Annotated in this window: 17 protein-coding genes; 13 read left to right on the forward strand and 4 right to left on the reverse strand. The window is 40.4% G+C overall.

Going from position 1 to position 19430, the window contains the following annotated elements; all coding sequences use genetic code 11:
- The first annotated feature begins 7 nt into the window (after positions 1–7).
- The 9 genes from IGI66_RS14715 to IGI66_RS14755 all read left to right on the forward strand — a co-directional run bounded on the left by IGI66_RS14715 (position 8) and on the right by IGI66_RS14755 (position 10322).
- Entirely contained in the window at positions 8–1702 is a 1695-nt protein-coding gene (locus tag IGI66_RS14715) for an oleate hydratase (protein WP_316405970.1), read from the forward strand.
- A gap of 88 nt (positions 1703–1790) precedes the next feature.
- A complete protein-coding gene (locus IGI66_RS14720) occupies positions 1791–1952 on the forward strand; it encodes a hypothetical protein (RefSeq protein WP_010779082.1) in 162 nt (53 codons plus the stop codon).
- 23 nt (positions 1953–1975) lie between these two features.
- Positions 1976–2545 carry a hypothetical protein gene (locus tag IGI66_RS14725; protein WP_431379953.1) on the forward strand — a complete coding sequence of 190 codons (570 nt, stop codon included), beginning with the start codon at positions 1976–1978 and terminating at the stop codon, positions 2543–2545.
- 157 nt (positions 2546–2702) lie between these two features.
- Positions 2703–4148, forward strand: coding sequence for an amino acid permease (locus IGI66_RS14730; protein ID WP_438849403.1), 1446 nt, complete (start codon positions 2703–2705; stop codon positions 4146–4148).
- Positions 4129–6618, forward strand: coding sequence for a YhgE/Pip family protein (locus tag IGI66_RS14735; RefSeq protein WP_438849887.1), 2490 nt, complete (start codon positions 4129–4131; stop codon positions 6616–6618). The genes IGI66_RS14730 and IGI66_RS14735 overlap by 20 nt, the downstream gene beginning before the upstream one ends.
- Complete coding sequence (locus tag IGI66_RS14740; protein ID WP_438849404.1) at positions 6615–7175, forward strand: DUF308 domain-containing protein; 561 nt, start codon at positions 6615–6617, stop codon at positions 7173–7175. Before IGI66_RS14735 ends, IGI66_RS14740 begins: the two co-directional genes overlap by 4 nt.
- A 223-nt stretch (positions 7176–7398) precedes the next feature.
- Complete coding sequence (locus IGI66_RS14745) at positions 7399–8379, forward strand: choloylglycine hydrolase family protein (RefSeq protein ID WP_086305084.1); 981 nt, start codon at positions 7399–7401, stop codon at positions 8377–8379.
- A gap of 31 nt (positions 8380–8410) precedes the next feature.
- Positions 8411–9781, forward strand: a complete 1371-nt coding sequence (locus IGI66_RS14750; RefSeq protein ID WP_010779088.1) for a glutamate decarboxylase — start codon at positions 8411–8413, stop codon at positions 9779–9781.
- A gap of 28 nt (positions 9782–9809) precedes the next feature.
- On the forward strand, positions 9810–10322 hold the full coding sequence (locus IGI66_RS14755) for a hypothetical protein (RefSeq protein WP_114525644.1): 513 nt from the start codon (positions 9810–9812) through the stop codon (positions 10320–10322).
- Between the two features lie 97 nt (positions 10323–10419).
- On the opposite strand, the gene IGI66_RS14760 is transcribed toward IGI66_RS14755, so the two are convergent.
- Positions 10420–11907: a helix-turn-helix domain-containing protein gene (locus IGI66_RS14760; protein ID WP_288226740.1), complete on the reverse strand. Its 1488-nt coding sequence runs from the start codon at positions 11905–11907 to the stop codon at positions 10420–10422.
- 214 nt (positions 11908–12121) lie between these two features.
- Between IGI66_RS14760 and liaX the strand changes: the two genes are divergently transcribed.
- The 3 genes from liaX to IGI66_RS14775 all read left to right on the forward strand — a co-directional run bounded on the left by liaX (position 12122) and on the right by IGI66_RS14775 (position 16045).
- Positions 12122–13777, forward strand: a complete 1656-nt coding sequence (gene liaX / locus IGI66_RS14765) for a daptomycin-sensing surface protein LiaX (protein WP_438849405.1) — start codon at positions 12122–12124, stop codon at positions 13775–13777.
- A gap of 15 nt (positions 13778–13792) precedes the next feature.
- A complete protein-coding gene (locus IGI66_RS14770) occupies positions 13793–14074 on the forward strand; it encodes a PspC domain-containing protein (protein ID WP_010779092.1) in 282 nt (93 codons plus the stop codon).
- 453 nt (positions 14075–14527) lie between these two features.
- Positions 14528–16045: a helix-turn-helix domain-containing protein gene (locus tag IGI66_RS14775; protein WP_438849406.1), complete on the forward strand. Its 1518-nt coding sequence runs from the start codon at positions 14528–14530 to the stop codon at positions 16043–16045.
- Positions 16046–16102: 57 nt separating this feature from the next.
- Here the strand turns inward: IGI66_RS14775 and IGI66_RS14780 are convergent, their stop codons facing one another.
- Both IGI66_RS14780 and IGI66_RS14785 read right to left on the reverse strand, forming a co-directional pair.
- On the reverse strand, positions 16103–16540 hold the full coding sequence (locus IGI66_RS14780; protein WP_010779094.1) for a nucleoside 2-deoxyribosyltransferase: 438 nt from the start codon (positions 16538–16540) through the stop codon (positions 16103–16105).
- Positions 16537–17103 carry a TIGR00730 family Rossman fold protein gene (locus IGI66_RS14785; RefSeq protein WP_086305078.1) on the reverse strand — a complete coding sequence of 189 codons (567 nt, stop codon included), beginning with the start codon at positions 17101–17103 and terminating at the stop codon, positions 16537–16539. The genes IGI66_RS14780 and IGI66_RS14785 overlap by 4 nt, the downstream gene beginning before the upstream one ends.
- A 334-nt stretch (positions 17104–17437) precedes the next feature.
- Between IGI66_RS14785 and IGI66_RS14790 the strand changes: the two genes are divergently transcribed.
- Positions 17438–18145 carry a DNA-directed RNA polymerase subunit omega gene (locus IGI66_RS14790; RefSeq protein WP_086305077.1) on the forward strand — a complete coding sequence of 236 codons (708 nt, stop codon included), beginning with the start codon at positions 17438–17440 and terminating at the stop codon, positions 18143–18145.
- Positions 18146–18373: 228 nt separating this feature from the next.
- Here the strand turns inward: IGI66_RS14790 and IGI66_RS14795 are convergent, their stop codons facing one another.
- Complete coding sequence (locus IGI66_RS14795; protein ID WP_438849407.1) at positions 18374–19165, reverse strand: TraX family protein; 792 nt, start codon at positions 19163–19165, stop codon at positions 18374–18376.
- Positions 19166–19430 lie beyond the last annotated feature (265 nt).

Raw genomic sequence — 19430 nt, forward strand, 5'->3', positions numbered from 1 at the left:
AGGAAAAATGCAAAAAAAGAAAGCAATTATGATCGGTGCGGGAATCGCCAACATGGCGGCAGCCGTTTACCTTATTCAAGAAGGAAAATGGAACGGAGAAGATATCACGTTCTATTCTTTAGACAATCATGGATCAAATGATGGTGCGCCTACAGACACTGTCACAGATGAATACTGGAATAAAAATCATCCTATGGAAAATAGAAAAGGGTATGTTGCCCGCGGCGGACGTATGTTGAACTACCGCACGTATGTAGATCTTATGGATTTGTTGAGCCGTATCCCTTCAGCGACCGAACCAGGAATGACAGCGGAAGAAGATACTCGGGATTTCGATTCGAAACATCCGACATTTGACAAAGCTCGTTTATTAGAAGGCGAACACGGCATTTTAGATGCTGGAAAATTAGGCTTTAATCATTTGGATCGTAAATTGTTGACCGCGTTGATCGCGATGCCTGATTCAGAAGAGGAAAAACTGGATAATTTAACAATCGAAGACTATTTCAAAGACGATCCCCATATGTTTGAAACGAATTTTTGGTATATGTGGGAAACGACCTTCGCTTTTCGGACAAAAAGCTCCGCGCAGGAATTCCGTCGCTACATGCATCAAATGATTTACGAATTTACGCAAATCGAGCATTTAGTAGGTGTCAATCGGACGCGTTACAACCAATTTGAAAGCATCATGCTGCCGTTGATCCAATATTTGGAAGCGCAAGGCTGTAAGATCGTACTGGATCGTCTTGTGACGGACTTTGATTTTAAACAAACAAAAATGCAGGATGAGATCACTGTAACAGGAATCAAAATGATCAATACCTTGGATGACACTGAACAATACATCTCAGTGGATGAAGACACAGCGGTTCTATTTACGAACGGTTCCATTACAGATTCAGCAACATTAGGCGATTATGATACGCCGGCTCCTGAAGATATGGACTATGGTGCTGCATCAAGCTTATGGAAGAATATTTCAAATGAATTTTATAATCTGGGAAATCCAGACAAATTCTTTGCGGACCGTGATGCCAGCGAATGGGTCAGCTTCACATTGACCTCAAAAGACCATGTATTGTTGAATGAGATCGTACGTATTACGACGCAGCAGCCGGGAAATGCCTTGAATTCATTTATTTCTACCGAGGCGATCACACCTTTAGGTCAGAAGGATGTTCGGATGTCGATCGTGGTCCATCATCAACCACATTTCACATCACAAAAAGAAAATGAAACTGTTATTTGGGGGTATTTCCTTTATCCTCGTCGCGAAGGTGAATTCATCAACAAACCCTACATTGATATGACTGGGAAAGAAATGGCGCAAGAATTGATCGGTCAATTGAGCAAAGTCGACCCTGGTCCAATCAATATTCGCGAAAAAGAAACGGAAATTTTGGAGGGGATCGTGAACTGTATTCCCGTATACATGCCGTATGCGTCTGCCCTGTTCAACAATCGTGCAAAAATCGATCGTCCGAAAGTGATCCCTGAACATTCAACAAACCTAGCCTTTACAGGTGAATTTGTGGAACAACCGTATCAAATGATCTTTACAGAACAAAGTGCAGTCCGTTCAGGTGAAATCGCCGCCTTCCACTTTGCTGGGGTACCGATGTCTAAGCTTGTAAAAACACCACGCTATGACAAGGACATTCCGACATTGTTAAGAGCCGGAAAAAAAATGTTTGATTAATAGAATGAGAAGGGGGGACTGCGTTCTTTCCCCCTTCGCTTTTTGTAAAGATATCACTTGATACATAGAATAGAGAGGAAATGAAGTCATGAAAAAACAACAGCGAAATAGAGAATACCACGTAGCATTAAATACAAAAGAGAATGAATTTATCGTTTACGATTCGTGTGATGCGTCTATCTACGCAACGGGCGTAACGATCGAAGAAGCCATCAAAAACTATACGCATTTAAAAAATCACACCCATTGACGCACGTTTGAAAGGAGTGTCCTATGAAAAATCATGTGAAAAAAACGCTAGAGAGAGTGACCATCCTCGTTATGCTGATTGTCTTTTTATTGGTATTTGGGCGAAAAGCGATCATTCGAGAAGATGTTCATCTGACTGCGGAGAGCTTTGTCAAAACCATAGAATTGGATCAAAACAACAAGCCGTCTGATTCGAGACCCAAGAAGGAAACAGCAGAGAAGATCCAACGTCTCTCATCCACTGCGTTGCCGCCGAAAGAGAATGAAGAAAATTACTATATTGATTGCACTTGGTCCGACAGCAACAATGAATCCGGAGATCGACCTAAGCAAGTGAGTCTAAACTTGGTCAATGAGGAAGAAACAGAAGTCTATTCTTATACCGTATCAGAAGGAGATGAATGGCTGAAGAAAACAGAGAAACCGCTGGCAACGAGCGATTACAAAGTTTCGGTTGATGTCCCGAAAGGATATGATTGTAGTTGTCAGAAGAAGCAGCGAAAAAATTATTGTCTGATCTCTCTTCTGTTAACACGCATTGAAGGGGAAAATCAGAACGTTGAAGCAGCGAATGCTGATCCAGAATACGAATGAAACGAGTAAAAACGTCAAGCGATGTTTTTACTCTTTTTTTTTGCTTTTTCTAAGAATAAAAAAATTGTCCAGTATTCCGACAAGATTCAGAAAAAAACATAAGGTGATTTGAACTAAACTATGTTTATAAAATAACTCGTTTGAGAGGGGAAAAGAAATGGATAAAAAACATATGATGTCTAAATTTGCCTTTTTTTCAATGACAGCTTCACTGTTTATTACGGTGTATGAATACCCGACATTTGCGACAGTTGGCAAGTCGTTGATATTTTTCTTATTGTTATGTGGATTAGGGTGGTTTTTACCGGTCGCGTTGTGTTCTGCGGAATTGGCGACGATCGAAGGGTATCAAGAAGGAGGAATCTACAGTTGGGTAGGAAAACCATTAGGAGAAAAGTATGGGTTTGCGGCCTTGTTTTTTCAATGGTTCCAAGTTACCGTCGGCTTTGTAACGATGATTTATTTTATCGTCGGAACGTTATCTTATGTATTGGAGATCCCAGCGATGAACGATGATCCCGTATTCAAATTTCTCTGTGTGGTAGGTATTTTTTGGCTGCTGACCTTGTTGCAGCTAAGAGGAACGGAAACGACGGCCAAGCTGGCGAAGTACGGCTTCAGTATCGGGATCGTTTTGCCCGTGCTTGTTTTATTTTTATGCTCGATTCATTACTTTGCGTCAGGGCATCAGGTTTCTCGAAGCTTTACGGAGTCCTCCTTTTTGCCAAGAGGAAAAGATATTGCAGCACTGACTTCTTTCGTGTTGGCCTATATGGGCGTGGAGGCTTCCGCGACACATTTCGCAGATTTGAAAGATGCGAAGCGCGCGTATCCTAAGCTGTTGATGGTCTTGGTCGTAGTAGGGATTCTAATGAGTACGATCGGCGGAAGCATCGTTTCGATGGTATTAAGCGGAAAAATTTCTTCAAACGAAGGTGTGATGGATACAGCGGCACAATTGATTTCTCCAGGACATATCGGATTAGGTGTAAAACTTATAGGCTTTTTGATTTCTTTTGGGATCTTAGCCCAGGTTAGTTCATGGATCGTTAGTCCTACTGAAGGGTTACAATTTGCTGCAACGAAAGGGTTGCTGCCAAAATCCTTGGCAGAAAAAAATAGAAACGATGTCCCTGTGAGAATTTTGATCATTCAAGCCATCGTTGTGACGCTTTGGGCGACCTTGTTAACATTAGGTTCAAGCAGCGGCGGCGGAAATGTCGGCTTTCAAACAGCCATTTCTTTAACAGTCGTGATCTATTTGAGTGCGTATATTTTGTTTTTTATTTCCTATTTTAAGGTACTGAAGAAAAAGAAAGCGTTGAAAAGAGAGTTTGAGATTCCTGGACCTGACTGGGTGAAACACCTCGTCGCAGGAGCCGGCTTAGTGATCTCGATCGCGGCTGTAGTCACAGCCTTTATCGTTCCGACAACGATCGATAAATCTGACAGCTCCATTTATTTAATGAGTTTGATTGTAGGTTTTGTTGTTACATTAGCAATTCCATTTCTCTTTTATCATTTTTACGCTGTACCAAACCGTCAGAAAGAAGAAAAAGTAAAGGAGGACTGGCTACGTGAAAATGGTAAAGAGAGAATTTAAAAACTTACTGAAGAATAAAATTTTATTGATCTCAGTGATCGCGATCACTTTTATTCCGATTATTTATACATCGATTTTCGACAAGTCTCTTTGGAATCCTTACGGCGGGATCAAAAACCTGCCAGTAGCGGTAGTAAATGAAGATGAGGACACCGAGCTAATGGGGCAGAAAGTCGCAATAGGCGATCAGGTCGTCGCGAATCTGAAAAAGAATCGGGCGCTGGATTGGCATTTTGTTTCTAAGAAAGAGGCAGAAAAAGGGATGAAAGAGATGGATTACTACATGATCATTACGCTTCCAAAGAACTTCTCCCAATCAGCAGCCAGCATCATCAACAATGATCCTGAAAAGATGGAGATCATTTATACTACCAATGATTCGTATAACTATATAGGAAAAGAAATTTCCGAAGTGGCCGCGAATGAACTGAAGATAAAAATTCGGGATCAAGTCGTCAAGGCCTACGCCAGTGCGGTGGATACAGAAGCCAATAAGATGCTGGCAGGGTTATCTCAGGCGGCGAATGGCTCAAATGAACTGTCCTCCGGGTCCGGTCAGTTGGCGACAGGGATCAAGGCCTACACGAATGGTGTCGGACAAGCCGAGGCGGGGGCTGGAAAGCTATCCAAAGGAACTGGCGAATTGGCGGAATCTGTGCAGCCTTTATCATCAGGTGTGGCACAATTGGATGCAGGTTCTCAGAAAATGAGTCAGGCATTAAACAAAGTGACCGACATGATCCAATCCAATCAGACAAAAATCTCTGAATTGGATGCTGGAGTGGCGACGTTATCGATCGCTGCCGATGACATGGCCAATGCACTGCAAAACTTTGAAAATCAGTTACCACCTAATGTCCGTACACAACTTTCTGGACAGATAGATGCGGTCTCTGCTCAGATGGAGGCGTTATTGACGAATGCCAGCGAGTTAAACAAATTGTCGATCGACTCTGCGCAATTAGAGAAAGAAGATCAAGAAATCTCACAAAAACTGATGCTTATGACCGAAGGATTGGCTGACGTCAACCAATCGATCGATACTCAAATCAGTGACTTGATCCGAAGCAACGAAGAAATCTCAGACAGCACGAAAGCGGCATTGATAAAAAATCTAAACGCGATCGTTGATGCAAATCTGACCAATTTAGAGAAGTCGATGACTGCGAAGGTCGAGGATATAAATAGAAATTTAGTTGTTTTATCAAAAACTGTCGCCGCCTTGGCGCAACAGGCGAATGAGATGAGCGCTGTCACCGAAGGGATGAGCAAGAATGCTGGAAATGTCCAGCAAACATTAAATGAAATAAAAAAAGGGAACCAGCAGGTCGAAGCAGCGTTGTCTGAAGTTCCAGCGTCTGAAAATGCTCAAACGATGGTTCGTCAATTAAAACAAGTCAGCGGCTCATTAAATACGGCAGCCAAAGACATTCCAACCGCGATCGCGGGAGTGGAAGAATTGGCATCCGGCAGCAATCAGTTGACCGGTGGGCTGAACGAGCTGCAAGGCAAGCTTCCAGAGCTAGACAGCGGTGTCGCGCAATTAAATTCGGGCGCAGGACAATTGTCTGACGGTCTCGATGAGCTGACGAGCAAATCACCTGAGCTTGTCTCGGGAATCAATCAATTAAAAGCCGGCGCGGCAGAATTATCCAGCGGATTAGATGCGGGTGTTGCGAAGGCAAAAGATGTAAAGGTGACCCACAAAACGATTGATCAATTCGTTGATCCTACAGGATTGAAGAACAAGCGCTACAGCAAAGTCAATAATTACGGTGAAGCCCTAGCTCCATACATCATGTCCTTGGCACTATTCGTAGGATGTATGCTGTTCAATTTCGTCTATCCAATCAGAAAAACAGCGATGGATGGCCAGTCCAGCAAAAATTGGTGGCTAAGCAAAGTAAGTTTGGGATTTGTCGTTTCTAGTTTGATGGCATTGATTCAAGTAACAGTGATGCTGTTGCTGGGATTGCCGGCCTACAGTATTGGCTTGCTTTACATTACGGCACTGATAACTGCATGGAGCTATATGTCGATCGTCATGTTCTTAGCGATGACATTTGATAACCCAGGACGGTTCGCAGCGATGATTCTATTGGTCTTGCAACTTGGTGGGGCTGCCGGAACATTCCCGATCCAAACACAAGGGGCCTTCTTCCAATTGATCCATCCGTACCTGCCGATGTCCTACTCGGTGTATGCCTTTAGAAATGCAATCGCAGGCGGGATCAGTCACCAATTAGTGACGAAGAGCTATACGATCCTACTTGTTTTAGCCGTGCTCTTTATCGCATTGCTGCGTGTCTCTATGAATTATCTGCAAAAAAATCATTTACACGATGTTTCGTTATTGAATGACAATCAAAGGCTGCTAGCGTTAGAACAAAATGATGAAGAACGTTTGTCTACTCAAGTTGCGCAAAATGTAGCGAAAGAAACGAAAGGAAAGGAGGAGAATCCATCATGAAAAAGATAAAAGACTGGGTAAAATCGTATCGGTTTTTGCAGATTTTGACAGGGATCATCTATTTGATCATGGCGTTATTGGCGATGCGTTATACAGATAATACGATCGTCGAGTCTATTCAATTAGTAGGGGGGTTCTCGTTGATAAAAGGCTTCTTCGAGATTATCAATCGCAATAAAATCTCTAAGCGCACGAAACACAATCAGTATTCGGCACTAGTGATCGGGTTTGTAGACTTGATGATCGGTATCGTACTAGTGGTGAATACGTCTCTCAATTTGACGATGCTTTCCATGTTGTTCGGCTTTTGGTTTATCTGCGATTCGGTTATTTCATTCTTTTTACTGGATCTGGCAAAATCGATCGCATTACCGTATTACTACCTTTCGTTGATCGTAGATTTGATTGGCTGTTTGATGGGGCTGTTGCTGCTGATTGGCGGCGGGTCGTTGATCGTCAATACACCATCTTTGATTGGAAATTACTTTTTACTATTTGGCTTTACAAAAATCATCGGCGGCGTTATCAATGTGGAAAATCTTCATTCCGTTCGCTGAGCCAATGGCACAAACGGACTACGATGTGTAAAAAACTGAATGAGGGAGCAAGGCGCATTTCTATAGGGATGCGTCTTGTTTTTTCATTCAAATCCAGTGAAAAGAGTTCCGTTATTTATAAAAATATTTTGTCGCGAAATACGACAAGATGCGTTAATTACTTAGGGGGTTTCTGCACTAGAATAAATAGTGTAATAAATAACCAAACAAGGAGAGATTCATTATGTGTACAAGTATTTTTATAACAACAAACGACAAGAAACATCTATTAGCTAGGACGATGGATTTTTCATATCCAATCGATGCGCAGCCTCTATATCTTCCAAGAGATTACAGTTGGGCATCTGCCAGCGATGGCAAAAAATGGACCAATCAGTTCGGCTTTTTAGGAACAGGTGCAGACCTTGGAGAAGATTACTTTGTGTGTGACGGCGTGAACGAAGCAGGGCTTTCGGTAGCGGAGCTTTACTTGCCGGGAGAGGCCGTTTATCAAGAAAAATCAAATCCTGAAAAGACAAACCTTTGTCCTCATGAATTCATCACATGGATTTTAGGAAACTTTTCTTCGATCGATGCATTAAGAGAGGCGATAGAAGATATCAATTTAGTAGATATTGCTGTACCTATCTTAGGATTCGTAACGCCGTTGCATTGGATCATCACAGATACAAACGGCAAGTCCGTTGTTATTGAACCAACCGAGGAAACACTTCATTTTAAAGAAGATCCCGTAAACGTTATGACGAATACGCCTCAATTGGAATGGCATTTAGAAAACTTGAGAAATTATTTGGATGTGCGTCCGAAGCAATATGAATCAAAAGAGTTTGATCATTTCCAAGCGACACCTTTTTCTCAAGGGACAGGAACTTCAGGCTTGCCAGGAGGGTATACACCGCCAGAACGATTCGTCCGGGCAACATTTTTCAAAGAACACATTGAAGATGCGAAGGATGAAGATGAAGGAGTCATGAACGCTTTAAATATCTTGGCCCCTGTGACGATTCCTAAAGGTGTCGTAATAAAAACAACAGGTGAGACCGATTATTCACAATTCATCAGCATTATGTGCAACGAAAGCAAAACGATCTATTACAAAGATTATGCGAGCAACGGTATTACAAAAGTAGTCATGTCCGACGAACTTTTGAATAACACAGAGGTTCAACGATTTGAGGTAGCGAAAGCACCTAAATATAACTAAACAAAGTGAAGAATTTAGAGGAGGAACGATCATGGATAACATTATTCCATTATTTGGATCAAAACAAGCAAGCGAGAACGTCATTATCGACAAGTTAAATAAGGAACCTGTATCACCAGACTGTGCCTATCGATTGGTGAAGGATCAGTTGATCGATGAAGGGAATGCGCGACAAAACATGGCAACCTTTTGCCAAACATATATGGAACCAGAAGCAACAAAACTGATGGCGGAGACGTTTGAAAAAAACGCGATCGACAAATCAGAATACCCCAGCACGGCAGAGGTCGAGCAAGCGTGTGTCAACATTATTGCGGATCTTTGGAACGCGCCGGATAAAGAAAAAATGATCGGCACATCTACCGTCGGCTCCAGCGAAGCATGCATGCTAGGCGGGATGGCGATGAAATTCAAATGGCGTGATGAAGCAGTGAAGCGCGGTGTTGATCTAACCAAACAACGTCCGAACTTGGTCATTTCTTCTGGCTATCAAGTCTGCTGGGAAAAATTCTGTGTCTACTGGGACATCGATTTGCGAACGGTACCGATGGATGAAGAACACATGAGTCTGGATGCAGAAAAAGTAATGGACTACGTGGATGAGTATACGATCGGTATCGTAGGGATCTTGGGCATCACTTATACAGGGAAATACGACGACATTCAAGCGTTAGATAAAAAGGTAGAAGCCTTTAATAAAGAAACGGGACGTGAACTCGGTATCCATGTGGATGCGGCAAGCGGCGGCATGTTCGCTCCCTTTGTCACACCAGAATTAGAATGGGATTTCCGATTGAAGAACGTGGTATCCATCAATACATCTGGACACAAGTATGGCTTGGTTTACCCCGGAATTGGTTGGATCATTTGGAAGGATCGAAAAGATTTACCGGAAAAGATGGTCTTCAATGTCAGCTACCTTGGTGGCGAAATGCCGACGATGGCGATCAATTTTTCTCGAAGCGCCAGTCAAATCATTGGGCAATACTATAATTTTTACCGATTTGGATTCGATGGCTATAAAGAGATCCATAAGCGGACCCGTAAAGTTGCGATGAAGGTGTCTGAAGCAATCGAACAAACAGACCTCTTTGACATTTACAACAACGGGGATAATATTCCGATTATTTGCTACAAGCTGAAGGAAGATGCGGACGTAAACTGGAACCTCTATGATTTAGCGGACAGATTACAAATGAGAGGTTGGCAGGTTCCGGCGTATCCGTTACCTGAAGATTTAGATAACATTATCATTCAACGATTTGTCTGTCGCGGCGATTTCGCGATGAATTCTGCCAATGCACTGATCAAAGATATCCATGCGGCGATCAAAGAGCTGAATGCAGCGAATGTCTCGATGCACGCGAATGAAGGAAAACACACACAAGGATTTACCCACTAAAACGTGAAGAAAGAAAGGAAGATTTACAATGAAAAAAATTGCATTGATCACTTATAAAAATAACTCAGATGCCTATGAAGCATTATCGAAATTAAAGACACTATCAAATGGGACCACAGTAGAAATCAAGCAGGCAGCGATCATTGAGAAAAGCTCTGACGAAAATGGTTTCTCCATCAAAGACAGCCTAGACTTTGAAAGCGGCAATCGAATTGCTACAGGCGGGTTGATCGGAGCGATCGTAGGGATTTTAGGCGGCCCATTAGGCGTATTGTGCGGCTGGGTCGTAGGTGATATTGCCGGTATCGGAACAAATTATGTAAAAACAAAAAGAAACAATACGATTTTCGACAAGGTCAGTCAACGTTTGAATCCAGGGGATCAAGGATTGCTTGTTTACATGGATGAAACCAATGAAGAGTTGGTCGACATCATGCTCGTTGATACCTTAGGCGGCGAGATTCGTCGTTACAGCTACCAAAATGTCAAAGAAGACATTCGCCATGCAACGAGCTGCTTGAAAGAAGAAGTCAATAACTAAGACGCGAAAAAAGTACACCTTACTAAGTGAATTTTGGTCACTTGATAGGGCGTACTTTTCTTTCATTTATTGAAGAAATCGGAAGGATCTGTACAGGCTAATCGTACAATCCTTCTAATGTCTCTTCAATCTTTCTTTCGACGACTAGAAAATCTTTTGGCCGCAAAGGCGGTTCAACAACACAAATATTTTCTGGATGATAGCCATTGATTGAAGGCATGTTGGTGATGACCAAACAATTGTCTTCAGAATTCCCGACCGATTCGACCATCTCTAAATTGTATTTTCCTTCAAAACGACGCTGAAGCATTTTTTTCAGGCGTTCTCTTACTAAAAAGGACATATCTGAATCAATCGCAACAGTTATTTTTGGCTCATAGGCGACCCAGTTTTCAAAAAAGGAAAAAAGCAAGAGGTATCGTTTTACTAAAAGCTCTTCTTCATCAAAAATATCACTATTCGTAGAGGCTTTCATTTCTTTGACGAAGGCGTTCAGTTTTCGAACGAGATTTTTAGGGACATTCGTATCCTCTAAAGAATCATAGCCGTCTAAATCAAAATAGACGCCGGGAAAAATCTTGCTTTGGAGATGGGTACAAAAAAAGTACGTGTAAAAGACATCTAATTTTTCTTCGGGAATACGGAAAAAGTCTTCTTGAAATTTTTCAAAGGCCAAATTTGTTGCCTGAAGAATGTCTGTATTGTTTTTTTTATGATAATTCAAGATACGATCTCTGATCTCGGAAGACCGGTACATGCGGTGTTTCATTTGCATGATGACTAAAAGGAACGTCAATTCGTTGTTCTCGAAAATCTGGTAATTGTTCATTCCCTTCACGATCAATTCTTCTTTTCGCAAGGCATGGATGTTGACGTAAGTATCCCAATTTTCGGTGCTGTCGATATAGAATTTTTTCTTGTTTCGAATAAGGCAAATCGCGATAAAATAAGCTATTTGCTTTTTTTGAATGTTGGAATAGGTATAGCCAAAGCCTGCTTCGATCGTAGCGATGGACTGGTATATTTTCTTTTCATCCACGTATTCGAAGGGCCATGGGCTGTTTTTGTACATTGCCCAGAGGAAAATATACGTAAAAAAGCGACTGGTTTTTTCTTCACCAGTAAAGGTCAACGAACGAGTATCCACTTTTAGTTTAAAAGAGGCTAAAAGCTGATTGATCGTTATAACAGAATTTTTAATCGAATAAGGGCTGATAAAATTTTTATCTGCGTATTTTTTTAAGGGCTCTGTTTTTAATAAACACAGATCAATCAGTAATTTTAGATTTTCATCGTTACTAACGATATAAAGCTTTAGTTGTTCTATAGAAGAATCTGAGAAATCCATTTTGATTCCTTTGAATTTCTCGTAGTGCATGTGGATGTGCGCATTTTTTTCTTGATTATAGTCTTCAATAATTTCTTCTAAGTAATGAATGTAACGCTGCACACTTCGATCACTGATCTCTAAATTTGTACTGACTTTTTTTACTTCCAGCCAATCATCTTCAACTTGGAATAACTCAATTAAAGAAAAACAAAATTTACTACGTCTCGCCAACAGTTCATACATTTCTCTCTGCAAGACTTTTCACCTCTCTGCCAATCATTCTTTTCTCTTTGATACTACCAGTTTTGAGCGATTGTTTGAATTGAAAACCATTCAGAGTGTTTATAAGAAGTTTTTTATCCGTTTTGATCAAGGGACGACTGTGGAAACTAGTCCTTTCGACCCATGACGAATGCGTAATAATCTTGCATAATAGACCTATAGAACAATTTGTTGAGGAGAGATCAGCATGAATGAACGAGAAAAAATTTTAGAATCCATAAAAAAAGGAATTCTGTCCCCAGAAGAAGGATTGGATTTACTTGAAAGTCTAGGACTATCAGAGGCAGATAAAGGCGCTGAAGAAACATCAGAAGCAGAAATTGACTGTGAGACGGAAGAGGTGTCAGAAGCTGAAAAAGTATCAGAGATCGAAGCGGATGCCAGTGAGGATTTGGAACAAATAGACACAGTAAAAGCTGAGGAAGCGGCTGAACAAGAAAAAAATGAATTGGATCAAAGCTCAGAGCAAGGGGAAGAACCTTCTCCGAATCCCCCGCATTATACGGACAGCGTGTCTAGTATGATCGACGAGTGGGAGAATTCTTCAGAGTCAGTTCAGGAGGAAGCGGACCCCGTGCGATCAAAAATCGACGAGTTCGATCACGCGCTGCAAACAAAAAAAGAGACACTTCGTGAGAAAAAAGACGTATTCAGAGAGCTGAACCTTGAAGCAGAGCTGGGGATTCTTTCAGCTGAAAATCAACCTATTTACGATCAAATGAAATCAGAATTAGCGGATCTTGAAGAAGAGATCGACTTATTGACTCGTGAGCGGTTAGCCGTTGATGAAGACTTGTTCGTTAATCTGGAAAGTCCTCATGTTTCAGATCGCTTCTTTGATGTTCCGGAGGATTTTGAAGAACAAAGGTACCAACCCTTCGACCGTCCCAAAGTACAACCAAAGGATTTTAGCAGCCGATTGGGCCAAATGGTCAATAAAGCTGCAAGAACGGTATCGGATACTGTTGCAAATGAATTTGATTGGAAGACAGGCAAACAAAACTATTACGGAACAACGAGAACTCATTTTAATCATCCATTTACATTTGAAGAGATTGATGCCCATTCGCTGGATATTAAATTGGCGAAAGGAAAAGTTATTTTAAAAATGTGGGAAGATGAGGAGATCAAGGATGTAAAAGTCGATGCTTCGGTTGATCTAATCGGTCAAATGGATGAAGTTGACCCCATCGATGCATTTTTGGAACGCAGCCAAATTGAAGCAAACGATTATCGTTTCTTATTCCATGTCCCCAATAAACGGGTTCATGCCACCTTGACCTTCTATTTACCAAAACGCGCTTACAACGATCTACGTGTCCAGTTATTGACGGGAGATTTGATGATCGAGGACCTTGCGGCGAAAAATGTATCCATCAAAGCAGTCGATGGGACCGTATTGATCAAGGATATTGATGCGTCCACGCTAGAAATCGAGGGCACAACGAATGAAATCGAAATTCGGGACGGTCGCCTTTTAGATACGGTAGTAGAGACGGTGACCGGAACGATCATTTCAAAAGCGGATGCGTCAAAAGCAGAGTACTCGCTGATCAACGGAGACATCAAATTGACGATGGGAAATGATGCCCTGAAGAAAATCAATGCACATACAATAAACGGAAATGTTAAAGTTTCCTTGCCTAAAACGATTGGTTTAAAAGGCGTTGCGAAAACCGGAACAGGAACGATCAATTATCGGTTTTCAAACTGTGAAACCCTTCAGGAAAGAAATGGGCATTCCCATAAAGTCCTGCGTTTTCAACGACTCGGAGATGAGCCTGCTCAAATCAATGTTTCTTCGAAGGCAGGCAACATTTTCTTGAAGGATTACGACAATTAGAAAGGAGTAATCAAAATGAAGAAAAGACTGGCGAAATCTCAAAAAAATAAAATGTTAACAGGGACGCTTGCGGGAATCGCGGAATATTATGATATTGATCCGACGATCGTGCGCGTACTCTATATCTTTATTAGTATCGTTTTGGTCGGCGCGCCGATCCTTCTCTATATTTTGCTGATGCTCATCATACCAAAAGCAGATACGAAGAAGGATCACGGTCAGAACTATAAAAAACAATCAAAGAAATCTCGGAAGCAGGCAAAAGCTTCTGAAGAGGATGTTTGGAGCGATTTCTGAATCTGTAAGTCAAACTAAAAGAAACAATTTGTATAGGTAGTCTCTGTTTTATAAAATAATCACGACATTTCTTGCTAAACAAGAAATGTCGTTTTTTTTAGTGTCTATAGCTTTCCGCTTCTGGTGAGAGTTAAGAGAGCGCTTTCGTATTTACTCAAGAAAGTTTAATGGCTAAATTCTAATAAATAAAGAACCGGCTTACCAAAAAGTTTATAAAATAAGAATATTATGGGATGTTTTCCTATTTTTATTCGTGGTTTATAGGAGAAAAGACCTACATAGATTAATAAAAAGATAGTAAAATAGAAGTGTAAAATCACACGTCAATAAAACAATGATAGTTATTTTATGTCTTAATAAAAGAAAAGCTCGTCATTTTATGGAGGTAGTTCGCGTTGGCTTGGTTCTAATCATAAAAAATCATCATCATTGGTTAAATTGGAGGAGATAATTATGGATTTTCGTCAGGTTTTAGGAACAAGTAACAGACGCAGGTTAGAACTGATCGAATTGCTTTATTATAATCGCGAAGGGTCGTCAAGTGAACAGTTGCTGAGTGAACTGGCGTGTTCGTTACCAATCTTATTAAATGACATCAGTCTCATTAATGATGAGCAGGACAATTTCATCATTGTAAAAGAGAAAGGATTGTATCATGTAGAGTTAAAGGATGATTTAAGTATCGGAAAACTCTATTCGGAGGCTTTGATAAATTCACCAGAATTTCAAATTGCGGAACAACTATTGTTTGAAAAATGCGACAACATTGAAGCGTTATCTAAAACATTATTCCTGAGTTTTTCCAATACACAACGCTATTTGAAAAAAATGGAAGCCGAATTGAACAAAGCAGGAATTGAATTGTTTTACAGGCCGTTGCGTCTGGAGGGCAAGGAGAGTGTGATCCGGCACTTTTATTATCGCTATTTTATTGAAAAGCAGTATACCTTAAGAACGGTGCTGCCAGATATGAAAGACTACCAGTTAAGGGCAATCGAAAAATTCGTAACGGAATTTACGGCGATCAATGGCCTTGAAAAAAAGTATATTTTTCAAAAACGGGTGACTTATAATGTATTTATTAGTTTATGGCGGATCAAAAATGGCCACCCATATCCTAATCATAAGCTTAGAAAGAGCGGGTTGCTGCTGCCTGATAAACGAACGATCCGAGGGTTTCGCGACACTGTTTCGGAGGCCTTTCACCTTGATCTTACAGAGGATGTGCTGCGTGATTGCCTGTGGCTTTCTTTTTCAGACTCAGTGGTCTTCAGCAAACAGCATAGAGATGCGGCCTTGATGGATAACGTGGATTATAGGCAAATGTTCAGAAAACACCTTGCTTTAGTTGAAACATTCACCGCTTTGATGGGCACCTCTTTTGAAAAAGAACGCTTGTTTGAACTAACCACAGTCTTGATGAATGATGTGTATCTTTATGAAGAAAGCGGTGAATTCTTAGCGATTCTCCGTAAAAGCCGCACCGTATTTTTGAAAATGGTCAGGATCATGCATAAGCACGCGGTGGAGAAGGTGACAAAGATCGTCCGTCAGTTTGTCCAGAGAAATCATTTCTACCAAAAAGAAGATTTTATCACGAATTATGTTTACCTGCTTTTGACGGAGGAGGCAGATAGCTTGGAGCTGCTGGCTTCTCAAGATAGGACGATTCATCTATTATTGATCTCGGATCTATCACCAACAGAAGAAACCTTCATTTCAAAGGTTATCACACAAATTGTCTATGGGAATTTTACGATCCATCATTTTGAAGATGCGTGGGATGGAAACGAAGATGTGTATAAAAAAATTATGGATTATGACGGATTGATCACTACTGGCGCACGGGAAGGATTGCCTAGAGAGTTTCCTCTGATCTCGATGGACCCTTATGTGACTCCGCAAGCAATCGTCGCCATCCAAAATCTCGTTAATGAATTATCAGAAAAAAAGTCTCTCATTAATCAGTAATTAATTACAGAACGAGCCGGTGCCTCTCTTGAAGAAAGGGAGGCACTTGCTAGTAGGTCAAATATAATTTCCTTGATAAGGAGAGGGAGGCAGCTTGTTGAAATCATAGTGTTCAATGCCTGAAATCTGTCTTGTAAAAGCATGGAGTGATTCAGTCAGCATAATGTTCACGGTGTCGCCATTGGTTAGCAGGCCGATAACAGGCTTGCTCAACATTTTGGCAATCCCAATTTCATAGGCGGTACCGGGATCGGTGATTCCATGTTCATAATCCAAAATAGCGACCAGACAATCGGCGGCCTTGATATGACGCATATCTTTCAAGTACGTTTCCCTTGCCCATTCGGGAGTAAAGGACTCATATTCGCATGCTTGGTCCAATCGTGGAGAATGGTATTCTTCCACCGTTGGATTATTTTTTAAGGCGTTTTCCACAGAGCGAATCAATGCCCGTTGTTCTTTAGAGAAGAAGGGACCAGCTAAATAGATATTCATGAAGCAACGACTCCTTCTCCAGCAACTTCGCAGCAAATTTTGTCAATCAAGGAGTGATAATCTGCGGAGATCAATAGGTGCTTAGTAGCCTCTGGATCAATAAAGGCTTCATTTGAAGCGTTGATCAGAAACTCAATGAATGAGTGGTAAAATCCGTCAATATCTAGTATTGCAACGGGTTTTGCGGGAATGAGTCCAATTGAACCAGCACTCAATACTTGGGACAGCTCTTCCAACGTTCCTAAGCCGCCAGGCAGGACCAAATAAGCATCTGACTTATTGATCAAAAGCTGTTTTCGTTCATCCAACGTATCCGTAAAAATAAATTCTGTTACATCCTCTCTAGGTACCTCATCCGCAAATAGTCCACGAGGGTAAATTCCAGTGACGTTTCCATTTTTCTTGATCACGCCATCACTTACTGCCCCCATCAATCCACTGATGGAACCTCCGTATACGAGTTCTGCCCCCACGTCTGCAATGTATTCTCCGACCTGTTCTGCAAGCTTCTTATATTTTTCTTCTTTTCCGTAGCGTGATCCGCAAAAGACTGCTAATTTCATAATATAACCACCTATCTTTTTCATCTGAGACTTATCTTAGCGCTAAAAAAAATGAAAAGAAAGACTAGATATTGTGTTTTCTTTGTGGTATTTTATCAAAATGGCACAATATATTGTATCTTCTTGTGAAAACAGTTTTCTTTTGCATAGTGAAAAGGATGAATAAATGCCTTTTTATTATTTAGAAAATATAAAAAACAATAAATTATAAATAATTAAAATAAACAAAGAAATTTCTAATTAAACAACAACTGTAATTGCAAATTGTGAAAAATATCTTATGATTAAAACATTGTAGGTCGCTGTAGGTTATATTAAAAGGGGAAATTTACCAATGAAAAAAAGAAACATTGCACTTATCATTATGCCGTTATTATTGATCGCTTTTGGAACGGTAGGAAAAAATTATGCAGATAGTTTGATTAATTGGGGTGGAGAAGACAATATCTCAACTATTAATACAAATTTGGATAAACTAAACACATCCTTGAGTAATAAAGAGCAACAGCTTTCTCAACTGTTATCGAGATCAACGGATGTGCAGAATCAATTGGCGCAAGCACAAAGAGAAGTAGACAATTATAAACAGCAAATCAATGAATCCAAAAATACTGAAAATCAATTGATTGGTGAAAAAAATAGTTTATTGTCGCAGTTAAATAGTAAAAATGGAGAAATCCAAGGTAAACAACAAGAAATTCAAGCAAAACAACAAGAAATAGCTGATAAGTTAAAAGAAATTGACCAGAAAAACCAAGAGATCAATCAAAAAAATCAAGAATGGGGCGCGAGATTGCAAGATGCTCAAAATCAAGTCAGCTCACTGCAATCAACGGCTAACAGCTTAAACAGTCAAGTGACGGCCTTGAATAATGAAAAAAGCTCATTGCAAGCAGAGCTAGACGCAACCAAGCAACAATTAGCGAATTCGAATAAAGAAAATTCTGATTTGAAGGACTATATCGACAAGCTGAAAAAAGCAAATGAAGATGTGAAAAATACTGCGGTAAAATCACAACAGATCGTCAATCAGCATCAGTGATAAAAATGCTTATCTTGTAAGTGATTCTTTAGATTAAAAACATACGCGCATTACTTAGTATTAGTGTCCTTCTAATAAGGTCGCAGCAGGTAAAAGCCCCTCGGAATTTTTGGATTTCGAAGGGCTTTTGTTCTAGTTTATTCGGTCAATGGGATTCTTCTTCAACGATTGAGGAAGTAAGCGCTAGTGACATCAAAAAAGAGAACTCGCTTTGAGTTCTCTTGGAGATCATCGATTGAATAAAAAAGCAGATAAGAGGTAAAGGATGGCAATGTGAGCCGGATAAAAAATATAAAAGAAGTATTTCATCCCTTTTCCCTTTTGTCCATTGTAAAGCAAAATCGGAATGATCGCAAACACCATGATCCATTGTGTTGTTCCTAAGAAGAAATAAATGGCTGCGGTGATCGCAATCAATAAGCATTGGATCTTCCGGTTGTTTCTTGATATATAAAGTAAAGGTATCAATAACACCATGATATTATTTTCTGCTAAAAGCAATGCCGGCAGAAGAGAGGTGATAATCAAAAAGCTGAATCGATGCTGCATCAAATCAGGACTCGAAAGAAGCACTGGCAGCAGCAATGAAAGAAGGATCGGCAATAAAAATAACAAGATGGATGCAATCATTTTTAGCCAATTAGTGTTCCTTTTTCCTTCCTTGAACAGGTCGATCGCATACATCATCAACGTTCCGACAAAAAGGTCCCGAAAAATGTTATTCATCAAAACGACTTGATCGTATCCTACGAGTTGCTCCAGTGAGTAAGTAAATAACGCCATAAGAACCATCGAAATATAAAGCCGCAGCATATAAGATTTCTTATTGCGGGTATGAGAAAATCCCACGACACTGACGAAAAAGAAAAGTGTCGCCACTGGTCGCCCGAACCAATCCAACCAATCGGGTGCACCGAATGGAACAAACATCTGGTGAACGTGATCAATAACCATTAAAATAATTCCTAAAATTTTTAAATCAAATGTAGAAAATCCTTTTTTTATTATACCCGTATTCAAAAATAGTTCCCCCTAATCCAATAATGATCTTACTTTATCAATTCAGCAGCTTTTCGACCATCCGTTTACATGAATAGAAACGAACGATTTTGTCACAAAAATGTAAAGGTGGCTCAAAGGCTGTCAGTAAGCGTCTTTTTGATAATGAAGAATATTGATAACAGAAAGGGATGAAATTTGTGGGGATTTCATGTACAATGTTCCTTACAATTAGTTATTTTATGGAACAAATTAAGTGAATTGACAGGAATCATACGTCATTTGA

The organism is Enterococcus sp. AZ048 (genome assembly GCF_051715125.1).
In the GTDB taxonomy this organism is placed as follows: Bacteria; Bacillota; Bacilli; order Lactobacillales; family Enterococcaceae; genus Enterococcus_A; species Enterococcus_A gilvus.